The organism is Variovorax sp. 01N429 (assembly GCF_056399425.1).
In genome coordinates this window covers 81,020-101,307 of the sequence record NZ_JBFTRG010000005.1, presented here as the reverse complement: position 1 = coordinate 101,307, position 20,288 = coordinate 81,020, and the positions used below count along the sequence as shown (strand labels likewise).

The window sequence follows — 20,288 nt, the reverse complement described above, 5'->3', positions numbered from 1 at the left end:
GTGGTTAGAGGCCGATGATGCCGCCGTCGTCCTTGGTGATCATTACGGTGGCGGAGCGGGGGCGGGCTGTGGGGCCGCCGGGGCCGTAGGCTGCGACGCCGGCGCCGTTGCCGGGCCAGTGGCTTTCGTATTTGCTGGGGTCGGCGATGCTGGCGGCGGAGGTGTTTTCGCCGGGGTGCTGGATGTTGATGAATAGCGCCTTGCCGTCGGGGGATTCGGCCAGGCCGGTGACTTCGGCGCCCAAGGGGGCGGTGAGGAAGCGCTTGAAGATGGTGTCGTTCATCTTCTTGCCGGCGTAGGTGGTCACGGTGACTGGGGCGGTGGCGGCTGCGCCGGGTTTGCCGTTGGGCTGGTTGACGACTTCGATCTTGGTGCCGTCGCCGTATTCGCCAGGGATCGCCGCGAGCAGCATGCAGTTGCTGACGTCGGTGTAGGCGTTGTCGTCAGTCTCGATCCACAGGATGCCGCTCGCGCGCGAGAACCAGCAGCCGTCGGGCTTGGAGAGGTCATTGAAGTCCGAGAGACCCGACAGGTTCACGTTCTTCTGATAGTTGACGTCATCGAGTGCGGCATCGGCCTTGGCTTGGCTGCCGAACAGGAAGATGTCCCAGTTGAAGGTAGCGGAGGACGCGTCGTTGCCGCTCTCGCGGATGCGCATGACCTGACCGTTGACATTGCCCTTGGACGTGGAGGCCGTGGCGTTCTGCGTCGAGACTCCCTTGTTGTCGAGCCAATAGCGCGGAAAGGCGGGGTCGACATCCGGGTTCGGCACGTTGTTGCTGCTCGTGGTGCCGACTGCGCCCCGATCGGGGTTCTCTGTCATCGTGATGTAGATCTCGCCGTTCTTGGGGTTCACGGCTGTCCATTCGGGTCGGTCGCATTTGGTGGCGCCAGCCGCATCGGCGGCGAGGCGCGCGTTGACCAGCACATCGGCGAGGTCGGCGAAGGCATATGCCGCATTGCCTGATAGGGCGGAATTGCTCAGGTCGAGCTTGAGCCATGTGCCGGTGCCGTCAGCGTTGAACTTGGCTGCATAGAGCGTGCCGTCATCGAGGTACTTGCTGCCGGTGGCGAGGCGGTCGGCCGGGTTGGCATCGGCCGCGCTCCACAACGCTTTCGAGACGTACTTGTAGACGTACTCGCTGCGCGAATCGTCACCCATGTAGAAGGCCAGCGGCTTGCCGACGACGGGGTTGCTGGGCCATGCGCCTTCATGCGCGAAGCGACCGAGGGCGGTGTGCTTGACCGGTTTTGAAGTCGGATCGTACGGATCGATCTCGACCACCCAGCCAAAGGTATTGGCCGTGTTGCGGAAGTCATCGCTGCCGTCCGCGGAGGCGCCGATGCTGCTTGCATCCCATCGCGCGTATTCGGTGCTCGTGCCGTCCGCCGGCACGACGGTGGCCCAGCGCTGACCGCCGCCTGCGCCCTGCGCAAGGCCAATTCGCTTGAAAGCAACGAGTTCCTTGGCGGTGCGCTTCGCATCGTCGGCTGCGCCGCGCCTGAAGAAGCCGGCGAAGTTTTCTTCACAGGTCAGGTAGGTGCCCCACGGGGTGTAGCCGGACGCGCAGTTGCCGATCATGCCGCGCGTGTCGGTACCGGCGGGCGAGTAGGCCGTCTTCAGCAGGGCCGAGCCGCGCGCCGGACCGCCGAACGCCATCGGCGTGCGCGGCGTGATGCGGCGGTTGAAAGGCGAGCCCTTGACCACTGCGAACTTGCCGTTCGACCGGGCGATCTCGACGACGGACGCGCCGTGCGCTTCCACTTCCTTGAGCGCCTCTGCTTCGGGGCGCGGACCGGCGCTGGAGCCGGCATTGGTCTGCCCGCTCGGGTGCATGAAGACCACGGTGCCGTTGATGGCCTCGTGATTGATCGCCATCAGCGCGCGTTCGTTGGCGCCGGGAGACGGCTTGCCGTCAGCGCCCAGGCCGAAGTAGTGCATGCCGTCGTGTTGGTCGCCGCTGCGGCGGCCAAAGGTGTCGTCGGTGCCGTTGTTCTTGTAGTCGCCGACGGCGGGGTCGATCGAATCGCCCGTCGCGTAGATCACCGTGGCGGTGTAGCCGGCCGGTACGGTGATGCGGTCCGCAAGGTCTTTGCCGACAGCCGAGAAGCCGAGCTTCGGCTCTGCGGGGCCCGGTGCGGGCGCGGGTGTCGGCGCCGGTGCCGGCGAGGGCGTCGTGGCAGGCGCGGGCGCGAAGATGCCGCCGTTGCTGCCTCCGCCACAGGCGCTCAGCGCCAAAGGGCCCAGCGTGGCCGCTGTCAGCGCGCCGACGCCGCCGCGCAGCAAGTGACGGCGATGCATGCGCGCGGCGATGACGTCGTGAAGACTGGCGTTGGAACTTGCGTTGTTGTCTAGGTCGTCCGGATCGATGGAGTCGATGGCGTTGACGGATGCAGGGGGTGCGGAAGGATGCTTCATCTTGTGGTCTGGCTGACGAGAGCCTGACCATAGCCACGCAATATGAAACTTCTGTGTCGCTGCGGCCCAGCGCGAACATCCTCTCAGGGAAGCGGCAACGCCGTCTTGTAGCGGACCTGCTTGAGCGCAAAGCTCGAGCGGATTTTCTCGATGCCGCTGATGGGCGTGAGTTGTTCGAGGATGAATTTCTCAAGGGCGGCGATGTCGGCGACGGCAACGCGGATCAGGTAGTCGCTGTCGCCGGTCATCAGGTAGCACTCCATGACCTCCTCGTGCTCCGCGATGCGCTGCTCGAACTCCGCCAGCGATTGCTTGCTTTGCGTCTTCAAACTGATGGAAATGAACACGTTCAGGCCGAGGCCGAGCGCGCTAGCGTCGACGAGCGCCACATAGTGCCGGATCACGCCGGCGTTCTCGAGCGCCTTGACGCGCGCCAGGCAGGGAGACGGCGAAAGATGCACCCGGCGCGCGAGTTCGACGTTCGAAAGCGCGCCGTCGCGCTGCAATTCATCGAGGATGCGAAGGTCAAGAGCGTCGAGTTGCATGAAGTGCTTCGGTTGAAAGATGTTGCGGCAGTTTATGCGGTGCTCTTGCCGATATGGATGTAGAAACAGCATCCAATGTCAGCGAACGCAGCCTAAAGTGCGGCCTATGAACGCCCCGATCTCTCCCGACCCATTGCGCGCCGTGCCCGATGCAGCCCTGCGCGACGCGGACCCTGCCGAAACAGCCGAATGGCGCGAAGCCTTCATCTCGCTGGCCGAGACGCAGGGCCCTGAACGCGCGCGCTGGATGCTCGACGAACTGGCGCGCATGGCGCGGGCCCAGCGCATCGCCTGGCAGCCGGAGTTGTCGACGCCATACGTCAACACCATCGCGGTCGACTCGCAGCCGTCCTTTCCCGGCGATCTCGCGATCGAAGAGCGGCTTGCCTCGCTGATGCGCTGGAATGCGCTCGCCATGGTCGTGCGCGCCAATCAGGCCTACGGCGAACTCGGCGGACACATCGCGAGCTACGCCAGTGCAGCGGATCTGTTCGAGACGGGCTTCAATCATTTTTTCCATGCCCGCACGGCGGCGCATCGCGGTGATCTCGTGTTCTTCCAGCCGCACAGTGCGCCCGGTGTCTATGCGCGTGCGTACCTCGAGGGCCGCCTGGGCGAAGAAGACCTGATGCATTACCGCCAGGAGCTGACGGCGCCGGCGTTCGTCGACGGGAAGGGCGCTCGCGGACTGAGTAGCTATCCGCATCCGTACCTGATGCCGGACTTCTGGCAGTTCCCGACCGGCTCGATGGGCATCGGCCCCATCAGCTCGATCTATCACGCGCGCTTCATGCGCTATCTCACGAATCGCAATCTGCTCGATTGCGGAGGCCGCAAGGTGTGGGGCGTGTTCGGGGACGGAGAGATGGACGAGCCCGAGTCCATGAGCGCGCTGACACTCGCCGCGCGCGAGAAGCTCGACAACCTCGTCTGGGTCGTCAACTGCAATCTGCAGCGCCTCGACGGGCCGGTGCGCGGCAACGGCCGAATCATCGATGAGCTCGAAAAGCTCTTCGCCGGTGCAGGCTGGAATGTGATCAAGCTCGTGTGGGGCAGTGATTGGGACGGCCTCTTCGCGCGCGACGTGAACGGCGCATTGGTGCGCGCGTTTGCCAACACGGTCGACGGGCAGATGCAGACTTTCGCGGCCAAGGATGGCCGATACAACCGCGACACCTTCTTCGGGCAGGACGACGAACTCGCGCGCCTCGCGCAAGGCATGACCGACGAGCAGATCGATCGCCTGAAGCGCGGCGGCCATGATCTCGTGAAGATCCATGCTGCTTACGCCGCGGCCGCTGCACACCAGGGGCAGCCCACGGTGATCCTTGCGCACACCAAGAAGGGTTACGGCATGGGTACGGCGGGTCAGGGCAAGATGACCACGCACTCACAGAAGAAGTTGGACGACACCGACCTGATCGAGTTTCGCAACCGCTTCAACCTGCCCCTCACGGACGAACAGGCGACCACCGCCGCGTTCTATAAGCCGGCCGATGACAGCGCCGAGATGCACTACCTGCTCGGCCGTCGCGCCGCGCTCGGCGGCAGCATGCCGCGCCGCGAGACCGTTTGCGACGTCGTGCCCAAGCCCGACATCGCCGCGTACGCGCAATTCGCCGTCGCCGCCGCGGGCAAGGAGATGAGCACCACGATGGCCTTCGTGCGCCTGCTGGGAAACCTCATGAAGGACAAGGCGCTCGGCCCGCGCGTGGTGCCCATCGTCGCTGACGAGGCGCGCACCTTCGGCATGGCGAATCTCTTCAAGCAGGTGGGCATCTATTCGAGCGTGGGCCAGCGCTATGCGCCGGAAGACATCGGCTCCGTGCTTTCATACCGCGAAGCCACCGACGGACAGATTCTGGAAGAAGGCATCAGCGAAGCCGGCGCCATCGCAAGCTGGACGGCGGCGGCCACGAGCTACAGCGTGCATGGCCTGGCGATGCTGCCTTTTTATATCTATTACTCGATGTTCGGCTTCCAGCGCGTGGGCGACCAGATCTGGGCCGCGGCTGACCAGCGTGCGCGCGGTTTTCTGCTGGGCGCCACGTCGGGGCGCACCACATTGGGCGGCGAAGGGTTGCAGCACCAGGATGGATCGAGCCACCTGATCGCGGCAACCATTCCGAACTGCAAGGCGTACGACCCGGCCTTTGCCGGCGAGATGGCGGTCATCGTGGATGCGGGCATCCGCGAGATGATGGTCGAGCAGAAGGACGCGTTCTATTACGTCACGCTGATGAACGAGAACTACGCGCAGCCCGATCTGCCGCCGGGTGTCGAAGCCGACGTGCTGCGTGGTTGCTATCGATTCAAGACATGGACCGGCGGGCAGCCGGCATCGAAAAAAGGCAATCGCGAGTTGACCTTGCTCGGCTCCGGCGCGATCCTGACGGAAGTCATCAAGGCCGCTGAACAGTTGGCGGCCGAAGGCATCGCCGTGGATGTGTTCAGTGTCACGAGCTGGAGCGAGCTTGCGCGCGACGGTCGCATCCGGGAAGAGCGCGCGCTGTCTGGCGACCCGGATACTGGCGCGCCCTACATCGCGCAACTCCTCGCCGGCGGAAGCGGCCCGATCATTGCGGCGACCGACTACGTCCGTGCTGTGCCCGAAAGCATTCGCGCCTTTCTCCCTCAAGGTCGGCGCTTCCTCACGCTCGGCACCGACGGCTTTGGCCGCAGCGACACGCGGGCAGCCTTGCGCCGCTTCTTCGGTGTCGATGCGCAAAGCATCGTGCGCGCCGCGCGGCATTCGCTCGCACCGCGCTGACGAGCCAAGCGGGGTTATTCCCGTTGTGAAGCGCGGCCATGGATTCCTAAGATCGCGTTTCGCGCCGCGCCCCCTTGAGCGCCGGCCATCGTTCGAACGCCTCGGGAATCTCCATGAAAAAAGCAGGACTCATCGGCCTCGGCGCCATGGGCGCGGGCATCGCGGCCACACTGCGGGCCAAGGGCTATGAAATGCACGTGTGCGACGTTCGGCCTGGCGCGGCGTTGCGCTTTGCGGAGGAAGGCGGCGTCGCCTGGGGAACGCCCGCTCAAGTCGCTGCCACATGCGAAGTTGTGGTGTCGGTCGTGGTCAACGCCGTCCAGACCGAAGCCGTGCTCTTTGGCGACCACGGAGCGGCTGCGGCGATGAAACCGGGCAGCGTGTTCGTGATGTGCTCGACAGTCGACCCGAACTGGTCGGTGGCGCTCGAAGCACGCCTTCAAGCGATGGGCATCCACTACATCGACGCGCCGATTTCCGGCGGCGCCGCCAAGGCGGCCAGCGGACAGATGACGGTGATGAGTTCGGCGCGACCGGAAGCCTATGCGCGGGCCGATGCGGTGCTCGACGCGATGGCCGGCAAGGTCTATCGCCTGGGTGACCGTGCCGGCGCGGGCAGCAAGGTCAAGATCATCAATCAGCTGCTGGCCGGCGTACACATCGCCGCGGCGGCCGAGGCGATGGCGCTCGGGCTGCGCGAAGGCGTGGCGCCCGATGCGCTCTACGACGTCATCACGCACAGCGCGGGCAACAGCTGGATGTTCGAGAACCGCATGGCCCACGTGCTGGCCGGCGACTACACGCCGCTATCGGCCGTCGACATCTTCGTGAAGGACCTGGGACTGGTACTCGATACGGCGCGCGCGAGCAAGTTTCCGCTGCCACTGGCCTCCACGGCGCACCAGATGTTCATGCAGGCCTCTACTGCAGGCCATGCGAAGGAAGACGACAGCGCGGTGATCAAGATCTTCCCCGGCATCGAACTTCCAGTCAGCTCCAGAGCGCCGTCCAAGCCATGAGCATTCTCCTGGGCTGCATCGCCGACGATTTCACGGGCGCGACCGATCTCGCGAACAACCTCGTACGCGCGGGCATGCGCGCCGTGCAGACGATCGGCGTGCCGGCATCGCCATTGGCTGCGGAAGTCGATGCGGTGGTGGTGGCGCTCAAGTCGCGCACGATCCCGCCGGCCGATGCGGTCGCGCAATCGCTGGAAGCGCTGCGCTGGCTTCAGACGCAGGGTGCAGGGCAGATCTACTTCAAGTACTGCTCCACATTCGACAGCACGCCAGAGGGCAACATTGGCCCCGTGACCGAGGCGCTGATGGATGCATTGGGCTGCGACTTCACGATCGCGACGCCGGCCTTTCCGGACAACAAGCGCACCGTGTTCAAGGGCTACCTTTTTGCGGGCGACGTGCTGCTCAATGAAAGCGGTATGCAGAACCATCCGCTGACGCCCATGACCGACCCCAACCTGGTGCGCGTCCTGCAGGCCCAGACAAAGCGCAAGGTCGGCCTGATCGACCATGCGGTGGTCGCCGGCGGGCCGGAGTCCATTCGCGAGCGCATGGCTCAGTTGCGCGCCGAAGGTGTGGGCATCGCCATTGTCGATGCGGTCTCCAACGCCGATCTCCTGCGACTCGGCCCTGCCCTGGCCGACATGCCGCTGGTGACGGCCGGCTCGGGCGTAGCGATCGGGTTGCCCGCGAACTTCGGCATCGCGCCGTCATCCACCGCGGGAGCGTTGCCGCCGTCGAGTGGGTTGCGGGCCGTGGTGTCGGGCAGCTGCTCGCTCGCAACCAATCGGCAGGTGGCGGATTTCATCGGGTCGGGGCGTCCGGCCCTGGCGATCGATCCGCTGCAGATTGCGGCGGGTGCCGATGTGTCTGCGCAAGCGCTCGAGTGGGCGGCTCCGCTGTTGCAGGACGGACCGGTTCTGATCTATTCGACTGCCGACCCGGCGGCCGTCAAATCGGTGCAGGGCCGGCTCGGCGTCGAAGAGGCGGGCGCCATGGTCGAGCGCGTTATCGCGGCCATCGCGCGCGGGCTGGTGGAGCGCGGCGCGCGGCAGCTCGTCGTCGCGGGCGGCGAGACTTCGGGAGCCTGCATCCAGACCCTCGGGATTGCGCAATTGCAGATCGGCGCGCAGATCGATCCCGGGGTGCCGTGGTGCCATGCCCAGAGCGACGCGGCAGGCGGGGTCGGCCTGCACGTCGCCCTCAAGTCCGGCAACTTCGGGACCGACGATTTCTTCAGCAAAGCCTTTACATTGCTTGGATGAATGAAGCCCAGATCCGCGAGGAAATCTGCCGCGTCGGCCGCAGCCTGTTCGAGAGAGGCTATGTGCATGGCACCGCCGGCAACATCAGCGTGCGGCTCGACGACGGCTTCCTGATCACGCCTACCGAGGCCAGCCTCGGCCATCTTGATCCCTCGCGGCTCGCGAGGCTGGACGGCAACTTGCGGCAGACGCACGGCGATCTCGCGAGCAAGACCATCGCTCTGCATACGCGCATCTACGGAGCAGCGCGCCGCTTTGACCCGGGCACGCGCTGCGTCATTCACACGCACAGCACGCACTGCGTGGCGCTTACGCTCAACGCACCGGGCGCCGAGCTTCTGCCGGCGCTCACGCCCTATTTCGTGATGAAGGTAGGCCACGTGCCGGTGATACCGTATCACCGGCCGGGCGCGCCGGAGGCCGCGGTGCTCGTTGCGCAAACCATTGAGCACTACGGCACGCGGCGCATGCCCATTCGCGCCGTGGTGCTCGAACGGCTCGGGCCCAACGTATGGCACGACTCCCCTGCCGCGGCGATGGCTGCGCTCGAGGAGTTGGAAGAAACGGCAAGGCTCTGGTTCGTCTGCCGCCAATCGCCGCAGCGCGCGCCCGCGCCGCTGGATGAAACACAGATCAATGACCTGCGCCGGAACTTCGGTGCCCGTTGGTGACGACACTATGCTCACCCCCAGCCTCGCCCACTTCGTGTGGCTCGGGCACCCCCTCCCGGGGGGCGACACCTGCGGGCCGGCAAAGCCGGTTCCGCGGTGTCTCCCGACGGGGCCGCACGTGACCATTGGAGCCTTTGATGCCTCGATTTGCCGCCAACCTTTCGATGCTCTATCCGGAGCTCGATTTTCTCGATCGCTTCGAAGCCGCTGCCAAGGATGGATTCCGCGCTGTCGAATATCTGTTTCCCTATGCCTACAAGCCGCATGAACTCGCGGCCCGGCTGTCGGCGAACGGGCTCGAACAGGTGCTGTTCAACGGGCCGCCCGGCGATTGGGATCGCGGCGATCGCGGCGTGGCCTGCCTGCCCGGGCGCGAGGCCGAGTTCCGCGAGGGCATCCTGAAGGCAATCGATTACGCGGATGCGCTCAACTGCCCGCGCATCCATGTGATGGCGGGTCTCGTGCCCGACGGTGTGGAGCGCGAGACAGTGCAGCCCGTCTATCTGGACAACCTGCGCTGGGCGGCGGTCCAAGCGGCCAAGGCAGGACGTGACGTGCTCATTGAGCCCATCAACACTCGCGACATCCCGCGCTTCTTCCTGAATCGCCAGGACCATGCGCATGAGATCGTCGACCTGGTCGGCGCGCTCAACGTGCAGGTGCAGATGGATCTCTATCACTGTCAGATTGTCGAAGGCGATGTGGCGATGAAGATCCGCAAGTACTTGCCGGGCGGCCGCGTCGGGCACTTCCAGATCGCCGGCGTGCCCGCGCGGCACGAGCCCGACATGGGCGAGCTGAACTACGGCTATCTCTTCGACGTGATCGACGAAGTCTCGGCGCAATGCGGCTGGAACGGCTGGGTGGGCTGCGAATATCGTCCGCAGCGCGGCGCAGTGGCGGACAGCACTTCCGCAGGCCTCTCGTGGTTGCGTTCCCTGCAAGGCACGTCCCGCGAATGAAGCTCCAGGCGGTACGCATTCCTCCGCGCCTGCGGGCTTTCGAGGCCGGTGAAGACCAGGTGTTCGACGTGATGGTGGCGGGCGGGCGCGTGACATCGATTGCGCCGACGCAACAAGCCGCGCGCGGCACGCTGCTCAGCGGTCTGGTCGACGCGCACGCGCACATCGACAAGAACTACACCGTGCGAGAGGTGGGCGCGGCCGAGGGCAACCTCTTCGCGGCCATCGGCCGCATGGTCGCGCACCGTGCAAGCTGGACCGCTGAAGGGTTGCGCGCCCGCATGCAGCGGGCGTTGGATGAAGCATGGCGCGGCGGAACGCGCGCGCTGCGCACGCATCTCGACTGGAGCGATGCGGAGGCGCCGACCTCGCTCGCGGTGTTCGAGCGCTTGCGCGACGAGTGGCGCGGCCGCATCGAGCTCCAGTTTGTCTCGCTCACGCCGCTCGACGTGTTCGCCGACGCAAAGACGGGCGACAGCATCGCGCGAAAGGTGAAGCGCGCGGGTGGCGTGCTGGGCGCATTCGTCTATCGCAACGACGGCATCGTGCACAAGCTGGGACGCGTGTTCGATCTTGCGCAGGAGCACGGTCTCGCGCTGGACTTCCATGTCGACGAAGGACTCGATCCCGAGGCGACCGGCCTGCGCACCATCGCGCAGATCGCGATCGCTCATGGCATGCAAGGACGGGTGATGTGCGCCCATGCATGTTCGCTGTCGGTGCAGGACGAGGCGTTTGCCAACCACACGTTGGCCCTCTGTGCGCAGGCGGGCATTCATCTGGTCGCCCTGCCCACCACCAATCTCTATTTGCAAGGCGCCTGGGACCGCACACCCTTGCAGCGCGGCATCACGCGTGTCCGCGAGGCCGCGAGCCGCGGAATTCGCGCCAGTCTTGCCACCGACAACGTGCAGGACGCCTTCTACCCCTATGGCAGCTATGACTTGGTCGAGACCTTCGGCCTCGGCGTGCAGATGGCACATCTCTCGCCCGCGACCGACTGGCTGGACGCAATCACCGTCAGCCCCGCGAAGGCACTCCGGCTTGATTGGGATGGCCGCATCGCGCCGGGCTGCCCTGCAGACATGGTGTTGCTGGCCGCATCGGACGAATATGAACTTCTGGACCCGCGCGGACGTCGACGCACCGTCATCCGCGCCGGCCGCACTTTGGAGAGCATCGCATGAGCATGGGCAAGCCGATGGCGAACTACGCCGCCGCCAAACGGGTCGGTGACTTCGTCTTGATGAGTGGCGTCGTCGCCGTCGACCCCACGACGCGCCGCGCGGTCGCAAGCTATGAAGACATCCCAGAGGCGGCCCGCACGGCGCTGCGCACGCTGGGCTACGCCACCGGACAAATGTCCGTGGACGTCTTCGAGGCGCCGATCGTCGCGCAAAGCTGGTTCGTGCTCGAACGCATTCGCCAGATCGCGGCGGAACATGGCGGCACGATGGATGACGTCGTCAAGCTGGTGCAGTACTTCACCCATCTGCCGAACTACGCGCCGTACAACCGCGTGCGTGGACTGTTCTACCCCGGAGAGCCGCCGGTCAGCACGGTGGTTGAAGTGTCGCGATTCCTGCCGGGGAGCGAGGTCTTGGTGGAGGTGGAGGCGACGATGTATTTGCCGGCGCAGTAAGTCGAGGCCTCAGCAACGCAGCAGTTCGAGAGCAACGCTCAATTCAGAATCCCAAGCACCGTCGCGCGCACTGCCGCCGCCGTCTTATTTGGTACTTGCAGCTTCGCGACGGCATTCCTGACGTGGAAATCCACCGTCGCCTTCGAGAGACTCAGTATGTTGGCAATGTCCTGAGCCGACTTGCCGTCGGCGGTCCACCTCAGCACTTCAATCTCCCGGACGGTCAGCTGTGGGTGGCACTGCTCACGCTGCACTTGGCGCACCGATCTCGCCACCTTCCTGGACCGGCCACATTTCAAGCGCGCCAATCACAGCCAACCCAACGGCCAATCCGAGCAGAATAGGGGACGCACCGTGGCAGACGGCCCAGATCTGACATGACACCACCATAAAACGCAATATTCCATCCAGACGCCCCAATTCGCGCGAAGTCATCTTCAGGCGCGCAAAGGCCCAAACGAGGTACGCACAGCCACCAAGATTTATCAGAAAAAGTGCGCTTGGGTCTAAGGGTTGAAACGCCGTTGCTAGCCCCATCGTTTCATCGATCCATTGAATAAGTTGTAGGGCGAAGGGCGTAATAAAAGGCACTGCAAGGGGGGTCGTAGCGACAATGTCGTACATCGCGCCGAACTGAACAATTTTCTTATAGGATACTGGAGTCATCGTGAGCTTGAAGAGGAATGAAGAGTTAGGAAAGCTTGGGGATCAACTGGCGTATCTCTCGAAACTCGCCCGAAGGCAGCATCAGTCGGTCGCGCTGGTCGATTACTGATGCAATGTGCATGGCTCGGTCGCGTGCATTGACCAAATACCCCGGCCTGAAAGACCGCTCGCGCAATGCGCAAAGCTCATCGAAGCGTTCATCCGCTTGTAGGATGACCTCCGCGAGGCGCGTATCAACATTGCAAAGGCCAAGAACGGCGAAGAAGATTTCGGGATTCTCCAACTGGTAAACCTTGGCTAGTGCATTCAGTGCGGCCTTTGATACGGAGTAGGAGAGCATTCCTGGGCGTTGTCGTATCGCCGAAACGGACGAAGAAAATATCACGCACTTCGGTTGCACTTCTCTCGCTAAGCATGCATCGAGGACCGCCTTGACCGCGTAGACATTTAGGCACAGTACATCTTGAAGATGCATGATCGAAGTTTCGTTGCCACGCTGCGGTTGATCACCGAACTTGCCAGCATTGAGAAACACGTTCTCTATCGGCGCGTGGCTGGTTCGATCCAGCAGCTTTGTCACCACCCGCTTAGCTTCGGCGAAGGATCGTAAATCACAAGAACTGAAAGTCATGTTTGGATGATTTACTAGGTGTTCAGGCGGTCTCCGTGACACGCCGCACACCACATACCCTTTCTCAAGATAGAGCCGACCCAATTCGTAGCCAATACCGGAACTAATGCCGGTAATTAGAACGGACTTCATCGCTACCGTTGTCACGATTTGCCGCTGTGATAGCCGCCGTCGACGCCCAGGATTGCTCCTGTCACGTAAGAGGATTCGGTGCTCAGTAGATACAGAATGCTCTCTGCTATCTCGTCTGGCCGGGCGAAGCGCTTCATCGCCGTGGCGTCTGTCTTCCGCTTGGCTCCTTCTGGATTCGCAGCCAGCCTCTCGGGCGAGTTCATACCCCCTAACGTTGGCCCAGGAGCTACAGCGTTCACTCGAACCGCGAATCCTTGATCGTTGTCGCAGGCATTTTCCAACGCCGCCACCTGTGTCACTGCATTGACTGCGGCCTTGCTTGCCACGTACGCCGCTTGATTTGGAATTGGGACGACGCCCGCACAGGATGAAACGTTCACGATAGCGCCGCCAGGAGCAAGTCGTATGCACCGCAATTCGCGTCGCATGCAATAGAGCGGTCCACTGGCATTGATTCGCATCACCCTATCCCAATCGTCGGCAGAGAGTTGAGAGACGCTTTCATACGGAGTCGTCACCCCTGCGTTGTTGACCGCGTATTCAAAACGCCCGTAGCGTCGCTCGATCGTATCGAACGCCTCATCCACTGCCAGCGCATCGCTCACGTCACACGCGAGAAAGCTAGTCTGTGGTCCTAGAGCCTCGATGGCGGTCCGACCCTTGTGCTCGTCTCGGCCCAAGACTGTGACCCTGGCGCCCTCTAGCACCATCCGTCGAGCTACAGCGAATCCGATGCCGCTCGTACCGCCAGAAATGACGCAGTATTTATCTCTAAATTTCATGTGTTCCTTGCGAATAGCTGATCTGGGAGGGTCGCCGATAATTTGGATTGACACAGCAATAGACTCGATCCAGTTGCGGATTGTTTTTGTCGCGAAAGCAGTTTCCGTCGAAGCGACAAGCATGAATGAGGTGATCTTGCCTCGCTATAGACTTAATGATCAATTCGTTATCTGCGAACAAGGCGCGAGTCATCCCGACGAGATCTGCGGTTCCGGTCGTTAGGTGCGATTCGATCTGGTCCAACGTACCAACGAAGCCAGCGAATCCAACTGGCACGCTGCTTGCGGAGCGAATCAGGCGAACGCCCTGAACAAGCGCTTCGCGTGTTTCCGCGCTCGGCCGAATCAAGTGATCAAAGGTCTCTGCGATCGACATGGAACACATAATTGCAACTACGCCTGCTTGGCTCAGGGCGGTCACCACATCCTTTAACAGGTGTGGTTGCTGGCCTCTCGTACCGAGGCAATCATCTATGCCGAGCCTTACCGAAATATCCAGCGAGTCTTCAGTCGCCATCCGTATGTCGTGGATGACTTCGAGCAGAAATCGAGCCCGACGCAGCGGTGTGCCTCCATACTCGTCTTCCCGCTTATTGGTGTAGGGCGAAAGAAAGCTGCTGAGGAGGTAGCCGTTGGAGGCCTGCAATTGGACGAGCTTCGCCCCCGCGCGTTTCGCAAGGCAAGCGGCGCGCGTGAACTGACGTCGCGCGGCTCTAATGTCGAAGGGGCTCATCGCGAGCGTTCGATATGAAGGATCAGCCTTTTGCATCCGTCGACAGGGGAGTCCACTCGGTCCTAGGAGCGGCACGCCTGTTTGTTGAGTGCTGCCCTGCGGTCCATAGTGCTGAAGCTGCACCGCCACCGTGCAGCCGCGATCTGCGCCGTAAGCAATCAAAGGTGCCAAGTCTTGTGCATGGCGCTCATCGTGAAGGCACAGACCTCGACGATGAAGTCTGGTCGCGGAATCCACCGAGGAGTTACCCAGCACAACCATGCCGCATCCTCCATCAATGATGCGCTCATAAAAGTGCTTCATTGCTTCGGACATTCCACCGTTGTCCGCCGCCAAGTCGATACCCATTGGCGCGAAATAGATCCTATTCTTCAAGACGAGAGATTTGCCGAGTTGCAGCGACGAAAGTGCAGTTGGGCACCGAGAGCTTTGAGTCGATTGAGTCGTCACGCTGCTTCTTTGGTGTAGTGGCGGACGGGCACGAACTTTTCCTGCGCGACTTTGCTCGGCCGGTCGGCGTGTTCCGCGAAGAAGCAATGGCACTTTATCGCTTCCTTGAGCGCCGCCATCTGGTCGCGAGATGCACCATCGATCTCTAGCAACAAAATGCCATGTTCGGACATGGACTCCGCCGGGAGCACTGGCAGACATAGGAACCCCACTCCTTCGATGCTCAAAGTGATATGCCGAGCGGCCTTAATCGTTCTCAAATGAGTGGCGTCAACGCTCAACTTGATGGCCCGCACGGAGAGCATGGACAATCTCGCATGTATCGGCAAACCGGTGCTAACGCCAATCAGCACATGCGGAGAAATTCGTTCTGAGGGAATGAACCAATGGTGATCCGGAAAGTTCAACACTCGCATTCGACGGAACAAGGGAATCTTCATGACCCCACCACGAAGGCGCACCTTGGCCACTAAGCGACTGTTCTGATAAAAGCTCGCCAGCATGTCCACGAATCGTGGCTTGTCTCGCGCCAATTCTTCGGCATCAGAAACCACCACCTCGACCTCGTACGCCGACTCGACATAGCTGGAAAAGATGACATTGAGACTCGAGATTGAGACTGAGACATCGCCGCGCGCGTATCCGTTGAAACTATAGAAGTAGTGGTACATCGCCTGGCGAGCGATCTCAATGAGCATCAATCCTGGAACGTGCTCATGCACTTTTCGGTAGAAAAAGTAGTTTTTTGTATCGTTACGTACCATGTAGGACTTGATCCTCGCCCACGTGTAATGGGGAGACTTCGCTAGCAGGTCTGCGACACACGCCGCATCTTGTTCACTTAGGGCGGTTACGTCTGGAAAGAAGTTCTCGCGCAAGCGGTTCTCGACGGTGCGAGGAAGGCAACGCGAGGTCAGCAGAAGCTGCCCTTTATGCGGAGAGTAGTGCTCCGGCAGGTCCATCTCAAATTGGGATATCTGCCCGGCAGCGTCGAAGCTCAGATGCAACGGCACACCCCGACGAACGAAGAAGCCACTGTCTTCGCGATATGCCGTGTCAAAGGCCGTCCTTTCATGAAGCTGCCAGCCTTGAACAACGCTCTCGACCAGATCACTTTCAATACGCGCAGGGAGGATCTCGAAAGCATTCTGGATTAGCACGTCATCTGGGTTTTCCTTGTGAAGAGTCTCTGGTTCGATGGACTGGTGGGCTGGCATTGACAATTCCTCCGCAATTGACACTTTTGTTAAATCCGTACGGCTTGCAACATTTTCTTCACGATCACCCTGTGGGCGGGTGCAACCGGAACCATGTAGGCTTTGCCGAATGCGTTATAGGTTTTGACCGAAGCTGTTAGGTGAAGCCACTTTGATGGTTTTGCCGTTGGAGCGACTTCGGCGCGCGAAATCAGGTCTAGCGACACCATTACCCCCAGGTGCTTGTCTTTTGACGTTAGTACCAGTTGGCTGTCGGTTAGAGCTTCAACGGTGAAAAAATCGAGCTTGCCTCCCGCATGTGGCGCCTCAGATGGCCTGTGTCCCGTGAAGCCGTAGATTTCCTCCACCTTGAATAACCTGGAGATCTTGTCGCGCAGAAGGAATGCGAGCCGCAGCGCCGTCGACATGTTTTTTGTCATCTCACAATAAGCCTCGAAAGCGGTCAATTCTGGGTCCACTCGTGTTCCTGCGGAGTGGAGAAAATCGAGTTGCGAAATATCAGAAATAAGTCGCGCGCATTGAGGCAAGTCGTGAGCGGCACATTCGTAAGACGCGATCATTGAATCAGATCGATTTGTGCCACCTCTGCCTTGATGAGGAGCTTTTCGTAGGCCACGTCAGGCGGGTCTTGAATAGCCTGGACGGCGGAGGCTACATCGTCTGCCACAGCGGCGATAGCCACGTCGCAAATGAACACAGATTCGTACACGACGATAGGTGTGAGATACCTTCCTCCGACGTATGAAACTGTCTGCTGAAAAGGGCGGAGCAGTTCGTCAACGGTATAGCTGTTGAACCCCCCAGCTCGATAGCCCGCTTCAGGCGCGCCTACCGTAGTGGCAACTAAAAACTCCTTGCCTTGCAACTTGTCTCCATGGCGCGCGTACGCAAAGCCCGGCGTGAACACATCATCAATCCACTTCTTCATGATGGCCGGGCAGGAATACCAGTACAAAGGAAAGAGTAAAACTATGCGGTCGTGTTGAGCGAGCAGTTCCTGCTCGGCGTGTACATCGAATTGGTAATCCCGATGAATCTCGGAAAGCCGGTGCAATGTCACTTCCTCAGCTGCGAGCCGATTCAAGAGCGCGTTGCTGATCCGCGACAGGTTTAAATTGGGATGGCCCGAAATCAGTAGTATCTTCAAAATTACTCCGATTGAATTTATGAAGCGGCGATTCGCAAGAATTGCAAAGAAAGTTTAAGCGTCAAAGTTTAGACATATCGACGTCAATCGCCGCCCGTCAAGTCGTCTGCTTCAAGTGAGTTCAACTAAAAATTGCGATATCCGGATTGGGACTCAATTTCCTCGGTTTGTGACCTCCTACTCTTCGTAGGTCTGCGAACCTTAGCTCGCATTTTTTTGATCTTCGACTGCACTTTTCATGATTCACCAAGAGAGTCTTTAGGCGGCGGTTGCTGGCAGGCGCGGGCCTGCCGATGGTAGTAATCGCGGGGAGGCTGTGGCTATGCACGAATCTTGGATGTGGCCGTCGCAATCTCGGAAAGATTCGTCTGGGTATGTGCGAGAAATATCTCGGTCGTCGACCAGATAAAAGATAGGTGCACTTTGTCAGCATTGCTGCTGATCGATCTTTAGCCATATTGAGTTGGAAAAATTGATCGAGCGCAAATGCCACCGGCGGGCCGCAGTGGCCAACGGAACTTTCGCTTGCCGCGCCCAGCCGCGCGCGCTGTGATTGACACCTCGCGGGCATGAGGCCCGAGACGAGCAATTTCTTCTCGCCTGCGGCAATTGGATGGAACGCCCTCGAACTGAGCCGTGCACCGCGGAAGCGGGCTGCGTCCTCTGACTGACGCGGTAGTTTGGTACTTATCTGCCGAACGACGCGCACGCGACCGAGCGCATGGACTGTCGAATTGGCGAAGGTGCGCCCGCGTAAGGTGATGGAAAAGACACGTTTTCTGGCGGTGACCGACCTCCCCCGGGGGGCGACCACCTCGAGCGAGGACTTTGAAAACGCCGAGCCGCGGCGGCTATAAGACTGGTGCCAAGTGAACGAGCTGCGATGCAGCTGGCAGGCGATCCTGTCCTCAGGAAGTAGAAGCCAGCCGCCAGTTGCCGCGCTGCTTCAACGACCTGCACAGCAACCGTAATATTCGCGTTCTTGCCCCGGAGAAGCATCATGCCCATCCATCTGAATCACACGATCGTCAAAGCCCGCGATCCGCGTGCGTCGGCGGAATTGCTGGCGGAATTGCTCGGTCGAGGCGCGCCAGTCCGCTTCGGGCCGTTCATCGGCGTGGAGACCGACAACGGCGTCACGCTGGACTTCATGCAGGTCGACGGGGAGGTCGATTGGCAGCACTATGCGTTTCTCGTGAGCGAGGATGAGTTCGACGAAATCTTCGGTCGCATTCGGGTGCGCGGCATCCGCTATTGGGCGGATCCCGGCCATCATCGGCCCGGCGAGATCAACCACGGCGATGGCGGTCGAGGCTTCTACTGGGACGACCCGGACGGCCACAGCCTCGAGATCCTCACTCGCGCGTATGGCAGCGGCAGCAACAGTAGCGGCTGACCATCCCGCTTGCGCTCCATGGACCTGCGACGTCCTCGTGATCGGCGCCGGACCGGCTGGCAGCGCCTGCGCCCAGGTGCTCGCAAATGCGGGCTTCGATGTCGTGCTCGCCGACCAGCATGAGTTTCCGCGGGACAAGGTCTGCGGTGACGGCCTGATCCCCGACGCGCATCGCGCCCTCGCGCGGCTTGGTGTTCTCGACGAAGTGCTGGCGCATGCCAGAAGCGCGCAGCATGTCGCGTGCTTCGGGCCTCGGGGAGGCAGGGTGGACGTACCGGCGCGGCTGGCCGTTTTGCCGCGCCGCCAACTGGACGAAATACTTCGCCAGGCGGCGGTCGGGGCCGGTGCGCGCTGGCTACCGTCCGCTCAGTTCGAGGAGCCCTTTCTCGACCCCGAAGCACAAGTTGCTGGCGCGATCTTTTCGATGTCCGGAGGTCTCTCGCGGACAGTGCGTGCGCGCTGGACTGTGCTGGCCACTGGCGCCGGTTCCGGGCCATTGGCGGCGGCCGGCATCTGCGAACGGCGCGCGCCGAGCGGGATTGCGCTTCGGGGCTATATCAAGAACGACGCCATGCTCAACCGTGTGACCGAGTTGCAAGTCGTATGGCATCGCGCGCTTCGGCGAGGCTACGGGTGGATTTTTCCGTGCGCCGGCGGCGTGTTCAATGTGGGTGTCGGCGTGATCGGAAAGACTGACGTCAACCTGCGCCACCTGTTCGACGCCTTCGTGCGGGTCCATCCGCCAGCACGCGATTTGTTGGAAAGCGGGCTGTCGCTCGGACCTCTCAAGGGCGCGCCGCTGCGCTGCTCACTCGATGGCGCGCGCTGGTCTCGGCCCGGGATGCTCGTGGTGGGCGAAGCGGCGGGCAGCACCTATCTCTTTACGGGGGAGGGCATTGGCAAGGCGATGGAGACCGGCATGCTCGCTGCCGATGAGATCGAGGCGCATCGCGACGAACGACTGGGCGATGACGAAGCGCGCAGGCGCTATGAAGCCGCGCTGGGCGCACTGAAGCCGCGCTTCGCCGCTTACGAGCAGGCCAATCGCATCAACAACCATCCGTGGCTGGCCGATCTCTTGATCTGGCGAGCGCGTCATAGCGAAGGAATCAAGACCCACCTGAGTGGTGTGCTGCAGGAAACCCATGACCCAGCCAGCCTCGTGAGCACCATGGGCATCCTGCAACTTCTGCTGCCCCGCTGACGCAGTGACACCGGCGACGACAGGGCGCTCTCACCGCGCGCTCTTGGGGCTCAAATGGCCGAGAGGCAAGGCGTGGCTTGCCTTGACCTCGCCGAGCGAGAAGCTGGTGTGCAGATCCTTGACGTTCGGCAGGTTGATCAGATGCCGCAAGGCGAAGCGCGAGAAGCTGTCCAGGTCCTGCGAAACCACCTGCAGCTCGAAGGTGCCTGTGCCGCTGATGTAGTGGCACGCGATGACTTCCGGCAGCTTGCGAATCGCATCCTCCAGCTTGCGGGTGAGGTCGCCAGTCGTGCGCTCGGTGTCGACGCGCACGAAGGCGAGCACCCCGAGGCCGATCTTGTGCCGGTCGATCTCCGCGTGATACCCCTTGATGAAGCCGGCCTCTTCGAGCGAACGGACCCGGCGCCAGCACGGCGCAGCCGACAGCCCCACGCGCTGCGCAAGCTCGGCGTTGGTGAGTCGTCCATCGGTCTGCAGTTCTTGCAGGATCGCGAGGTCAAACTTGTCAAGACTTTCCATTCTGGCGCATTTTAAGCAAGATCCTTTCAAGATCGGGCCTTGAGCGGGCAAAGAACGCAAACACCTGTCGTCACAGCAGGCATACACTTTGCGTGATGATGGCCGAGAGGCACCCGAC

General features: G+C 61.8%; 20 protein-coding genes. 9 read left to right on the top strand and 11 right to left on the bottom strand.

The window, feature by feature from the left end:
* Positions 1–4: 4 nt before the first annotated feature.
* Positions 5–2,419: a PhoX family protein gene (locus AC1DSF_RS10965; protein ID WP_478127462.1), complete on the bottom strand. Its 2,415-nt coding sequence runs from the start codon at positions 2,417–2,419 to the stop codon at positions 5–7.
* Between the two features lie 83 nt (positions 2,420–2,502).
* Positions 2,503–2,964 (bottom strand): Lrp/AsnC family transcriptional regulator, encoded by a 462-nt coding sequence (locus AC1DSF_RS10960; protein WP_478127461.1) that lies wholly within the window; start codon positions 2,962–2,964, stop codon positions 2,503–2,505.
* A gap of 106 nt (positions 2,965–3,070) precedes the next feature.
* Here AC1DSF_RS10960 and mdeB point away from each other — a divergent pair, with 106 nt between their 5' ends.
* From mdeB to AC1DSF_RS10925, 7 genes are all read left to right on the top strand, one after another.
* Complete coding sequence (mdeB, locus tag AC1DSF_RS10955; RefSeq protein ID WP_478182829.1) at positions 3,071–5,734, top strand: alpha-ketoglutarate dehydrogenase; 2,664 nt, start codon at positions 3,071–3,073, stop codon at positions 5,732–5,734.
* 107 nt (positions 5,735–5,841) lie between these two features.
* The gene (gene ltnD, locus AC1DSF_RS10950; protein WP_478144932.1) at positions 5,842–6,753 is read left to right on the top strand and encodes an L-threonate dehydrogenase; all 912 of its coding nucleotides are present in this window, start codon (positions 5,842–5,844) and stop codon (positions 6,751–6,753) included.
* Positions 6,750–8,018 carry a 3-oxo-tetronate kinase gene (gene otnK / locus AC1DSF_RS10945; protein WP_478182828.1) on the top strand — a complete coding sequence of 423 codons (1,269 nt, stop codon included), beginning with the start codon at positions 6,750–6,752 and terminating at the stop codon, positions 8,016–8,018. Before ltnD ends, otnK begins: the two co-directional genes overlap by 4 nt.
* Positions 8,015–8,689: a class II aldolase/adducin family protein gene (locus AC1DSF_RS10940; RefSeq protein WP_478127458.1), complete on the top strand. Its 675-nt coding sequence runs from the start codon at positions 8,015–8,017 to the stop codon at positions 8,687–8,689. Before otnK ends, AC1DSF_RS10940 begins: the two co-directional genes overlap by 4 nt.
* 137 nt (positions 8,690–8,826) lie before the next feature.
* The gene (otnI, locus tag AC1DSF_RS10935; RefSeq protein ID WP_478127457.1) at positions 8,827–9,651 is read left to right on the top strand and encodes a 2-oxo-tetronate isomerase; all 825 of its coding nucleotides are present in this window, start codon (positions 8,827–8,829) and stop codon (positions 9,649–9,651) included.
* A complete protein-coding gene (locus tag AC1DSF_RS10930; RefSeq protein ID WP_478182827.1) occupies positions 9,648–10,838 on the top strand; it encodes an amidohydrolase family protein in 1,191 nt (396 codons plus the stop codon). Before otnI ends, AC1DSF_RS10930 begins: the two co-directional genes overlap by 4 nt.
* Positions 10,835–11,293 carry a RidA family protein gene (locus AC1DSF_RS10925; protein WP_478182826.1) on the top strand — a complete coding sequence of 153 codons (459 nt, stop codon included), beginning with the start codon at positions 10,835–10,837 and terminating at the stop codon, positions 11,291–11,293. The genes AC1DSF_RS10930 and AC1DSF_RS10925 overlap by 4 nt, the downstream gene beginning before the upstream one ends.
* 38 nt (positions 11,294–11,331) lie before the next feature.
* Here AC1DSF_RS10925 and AC1DSF_RS10920 read toward each other — a convergent pair whose 3' ends face one another.
* Genes AC1DSF_RS10920 through AC1DSF_RS10885 form a run of 8 tightly spaced genes read right to left on the bottom strand, consistent with a single transcriptional unit; the run spans position 11,332 to position 17,051 of the window.
* A complete protein-coding gene (locus tag AC1DSF_RS10920; protein ID WP_478182825.1) occupies positions 11,332–11,556 on the bottom strand; it encodes a LuxR C-terminal-related transcriptional regulator in 225 nt (74 codons plus the stop codon).
* Positions 11,537–11,959: a hypothetical protein gene (locus tag AC1DSF_RS10915; RefSeq protein ID WP_478182824.1), complete on the bottom strand. Its 423-nt coding sequence runs from the start codon at positions 11,957–11,959 to the stop codon at positions 11,537–11,539. Before AC1DSF_RS10915 ends, AC1DSF_RS10920 begins: the two co-directional genes overlap by 20 nt.
* A 25-nt stretch (positions 11,960–11,984) precedes the next feature.
* Positions 11,985–12,737, bottom strand: a complete 753-nt coding sequence (locus tag AC1DSF_RS10910) for an SDR family NAD(P)-dependent oxidoreductase (RefSeq protein ID WP_478182823.1) — start codon at positions 12,735–12,737, stop codon at positions 11,985–11,987.
* Positions 12,734–13,504 carry an SDR family NAD(P)-dependent oxidoreductase gene (locus tag AC1DSF_RS10905; RefSeq protein WP_478182822.1) on the bottom strand — a complete coding sequence of 257 codons (771 nt, stop codon included), beginning with the start codon at positions 13,502–13,504 and terminating at the stop codon, positions 12,734–12,736. The genes AC1DSF_RS10910 and AC1DSF_RS10905 overlap by 4 nt, the downstream gene beginning before the upstream one ends.
* Positions 13,494–14,687 (bottom strand): oxidoreductase, encoded by a 1,194-nt coding sequence (locus AC1DSF_RS10900; protein WP_478182821.1) that lies wholly within the window; start codon positions 14,685–14,687, stop codon positions 13,494–13,496. The genes AC1DSF_RS10905 and AC1DSF_RS10900 overlap by 11 nt, the downstream gene beginning before the upstream one ends.
* Entirely contained in the window at positions 14,684–15,904 is a 1,221-nt protein-coding gene (locus AC1DSF_RS10895) for an AfsA-related hotdog domain-containing protein (protein WP_478182820.1), read from the bottom strand. The genes AC1DSF_RS10900 and AC1DSF_RS10895 overlap by 4 nt, the downstream gene beginning before the upstream one ends.
* 29 nt (positions 15,905–15,933) lie before the next feature.
* Complete coding sequence (locus AC1DSF_RS10890) at positions 15,934–16,464, bottom strand: DUF2867 domain-containing protein (RefSeq protein ID WP_478182819.1); 531 nt, start codon at positions 16,462–16,464, stop codon at positions 15,934–15,936.
* Positions 16,461–17,051, bottom strand: a complete 591-nt coding sequence (locus AC1DSF_RS10885) for an NAD(P)H-dependent oxidoreductase (RefSeq protein WP_478182818.1) — start codon at positions 17,049–17,051, stop codon at positions 16,461–16,463. The genes AC1DSF_RS10890 and AC1DSF_RS10885 overlap by 4 nt, the downstream gene beginning before the upstream one ends.
* Before the next feature lie 1,000 nt (positions 17,052–18,051).
* On the opposite strand from AC1DSF_RS10885, the gene AC1DSF_RS10880 reads away from it, so the two are divergent.
* Together AC1DSF_RS10880 and AC1DSF_RS10875 are read left to right on the top strand one after the other, a co-directional pair.
* Positions 18,052–18,447, top strand: a complete 396-nt coding sequence (locus tag AC1DSF_RS10880; protein ID WP_478182817.1) for a VOC family protein — start codon at positions 18,052–18,054, stop codon at positions 18,445–18,447.
* The gene (locus AC1DSF_RS10875; protein ID WP_478182816.1) at positions 18,419–19,651 is read left to right on the top strand and encodes an NAD(P)/FAD-dependent oxidoreductase; all 1,233 of its coding nucleotides are present in this window, start codon (positions 18,419–18,421) and stop codon (positions 19,649–19,651) included. The genes AC1DSF_RS10880 and AC1DSF_RS10875 overlap by 29 nt, the downstream gene beginning before the upstream one ends.
* A gap of 30 nt (positions 19,652–19,681) precedes the next feature.
* Here the strand turns inward: AC1DSF_RS10875 and AC1DSF_RS10870 are convergent, their stop codons facing one another.
* On the bottom strand, positions 19,682–20,170 hold the full coding sequence (locus tag AC1DSF_RS10870; protein WP_478127452.1) for an Lrp/AsnC family transcriptional regulator: 489 nt from the start codon (positions 20,168–20,170) through the stop codon (positions 19,682–19,684).
* Between the last annotated feature and the right edge of the window lie 118 nt (positions 20,171–20,288).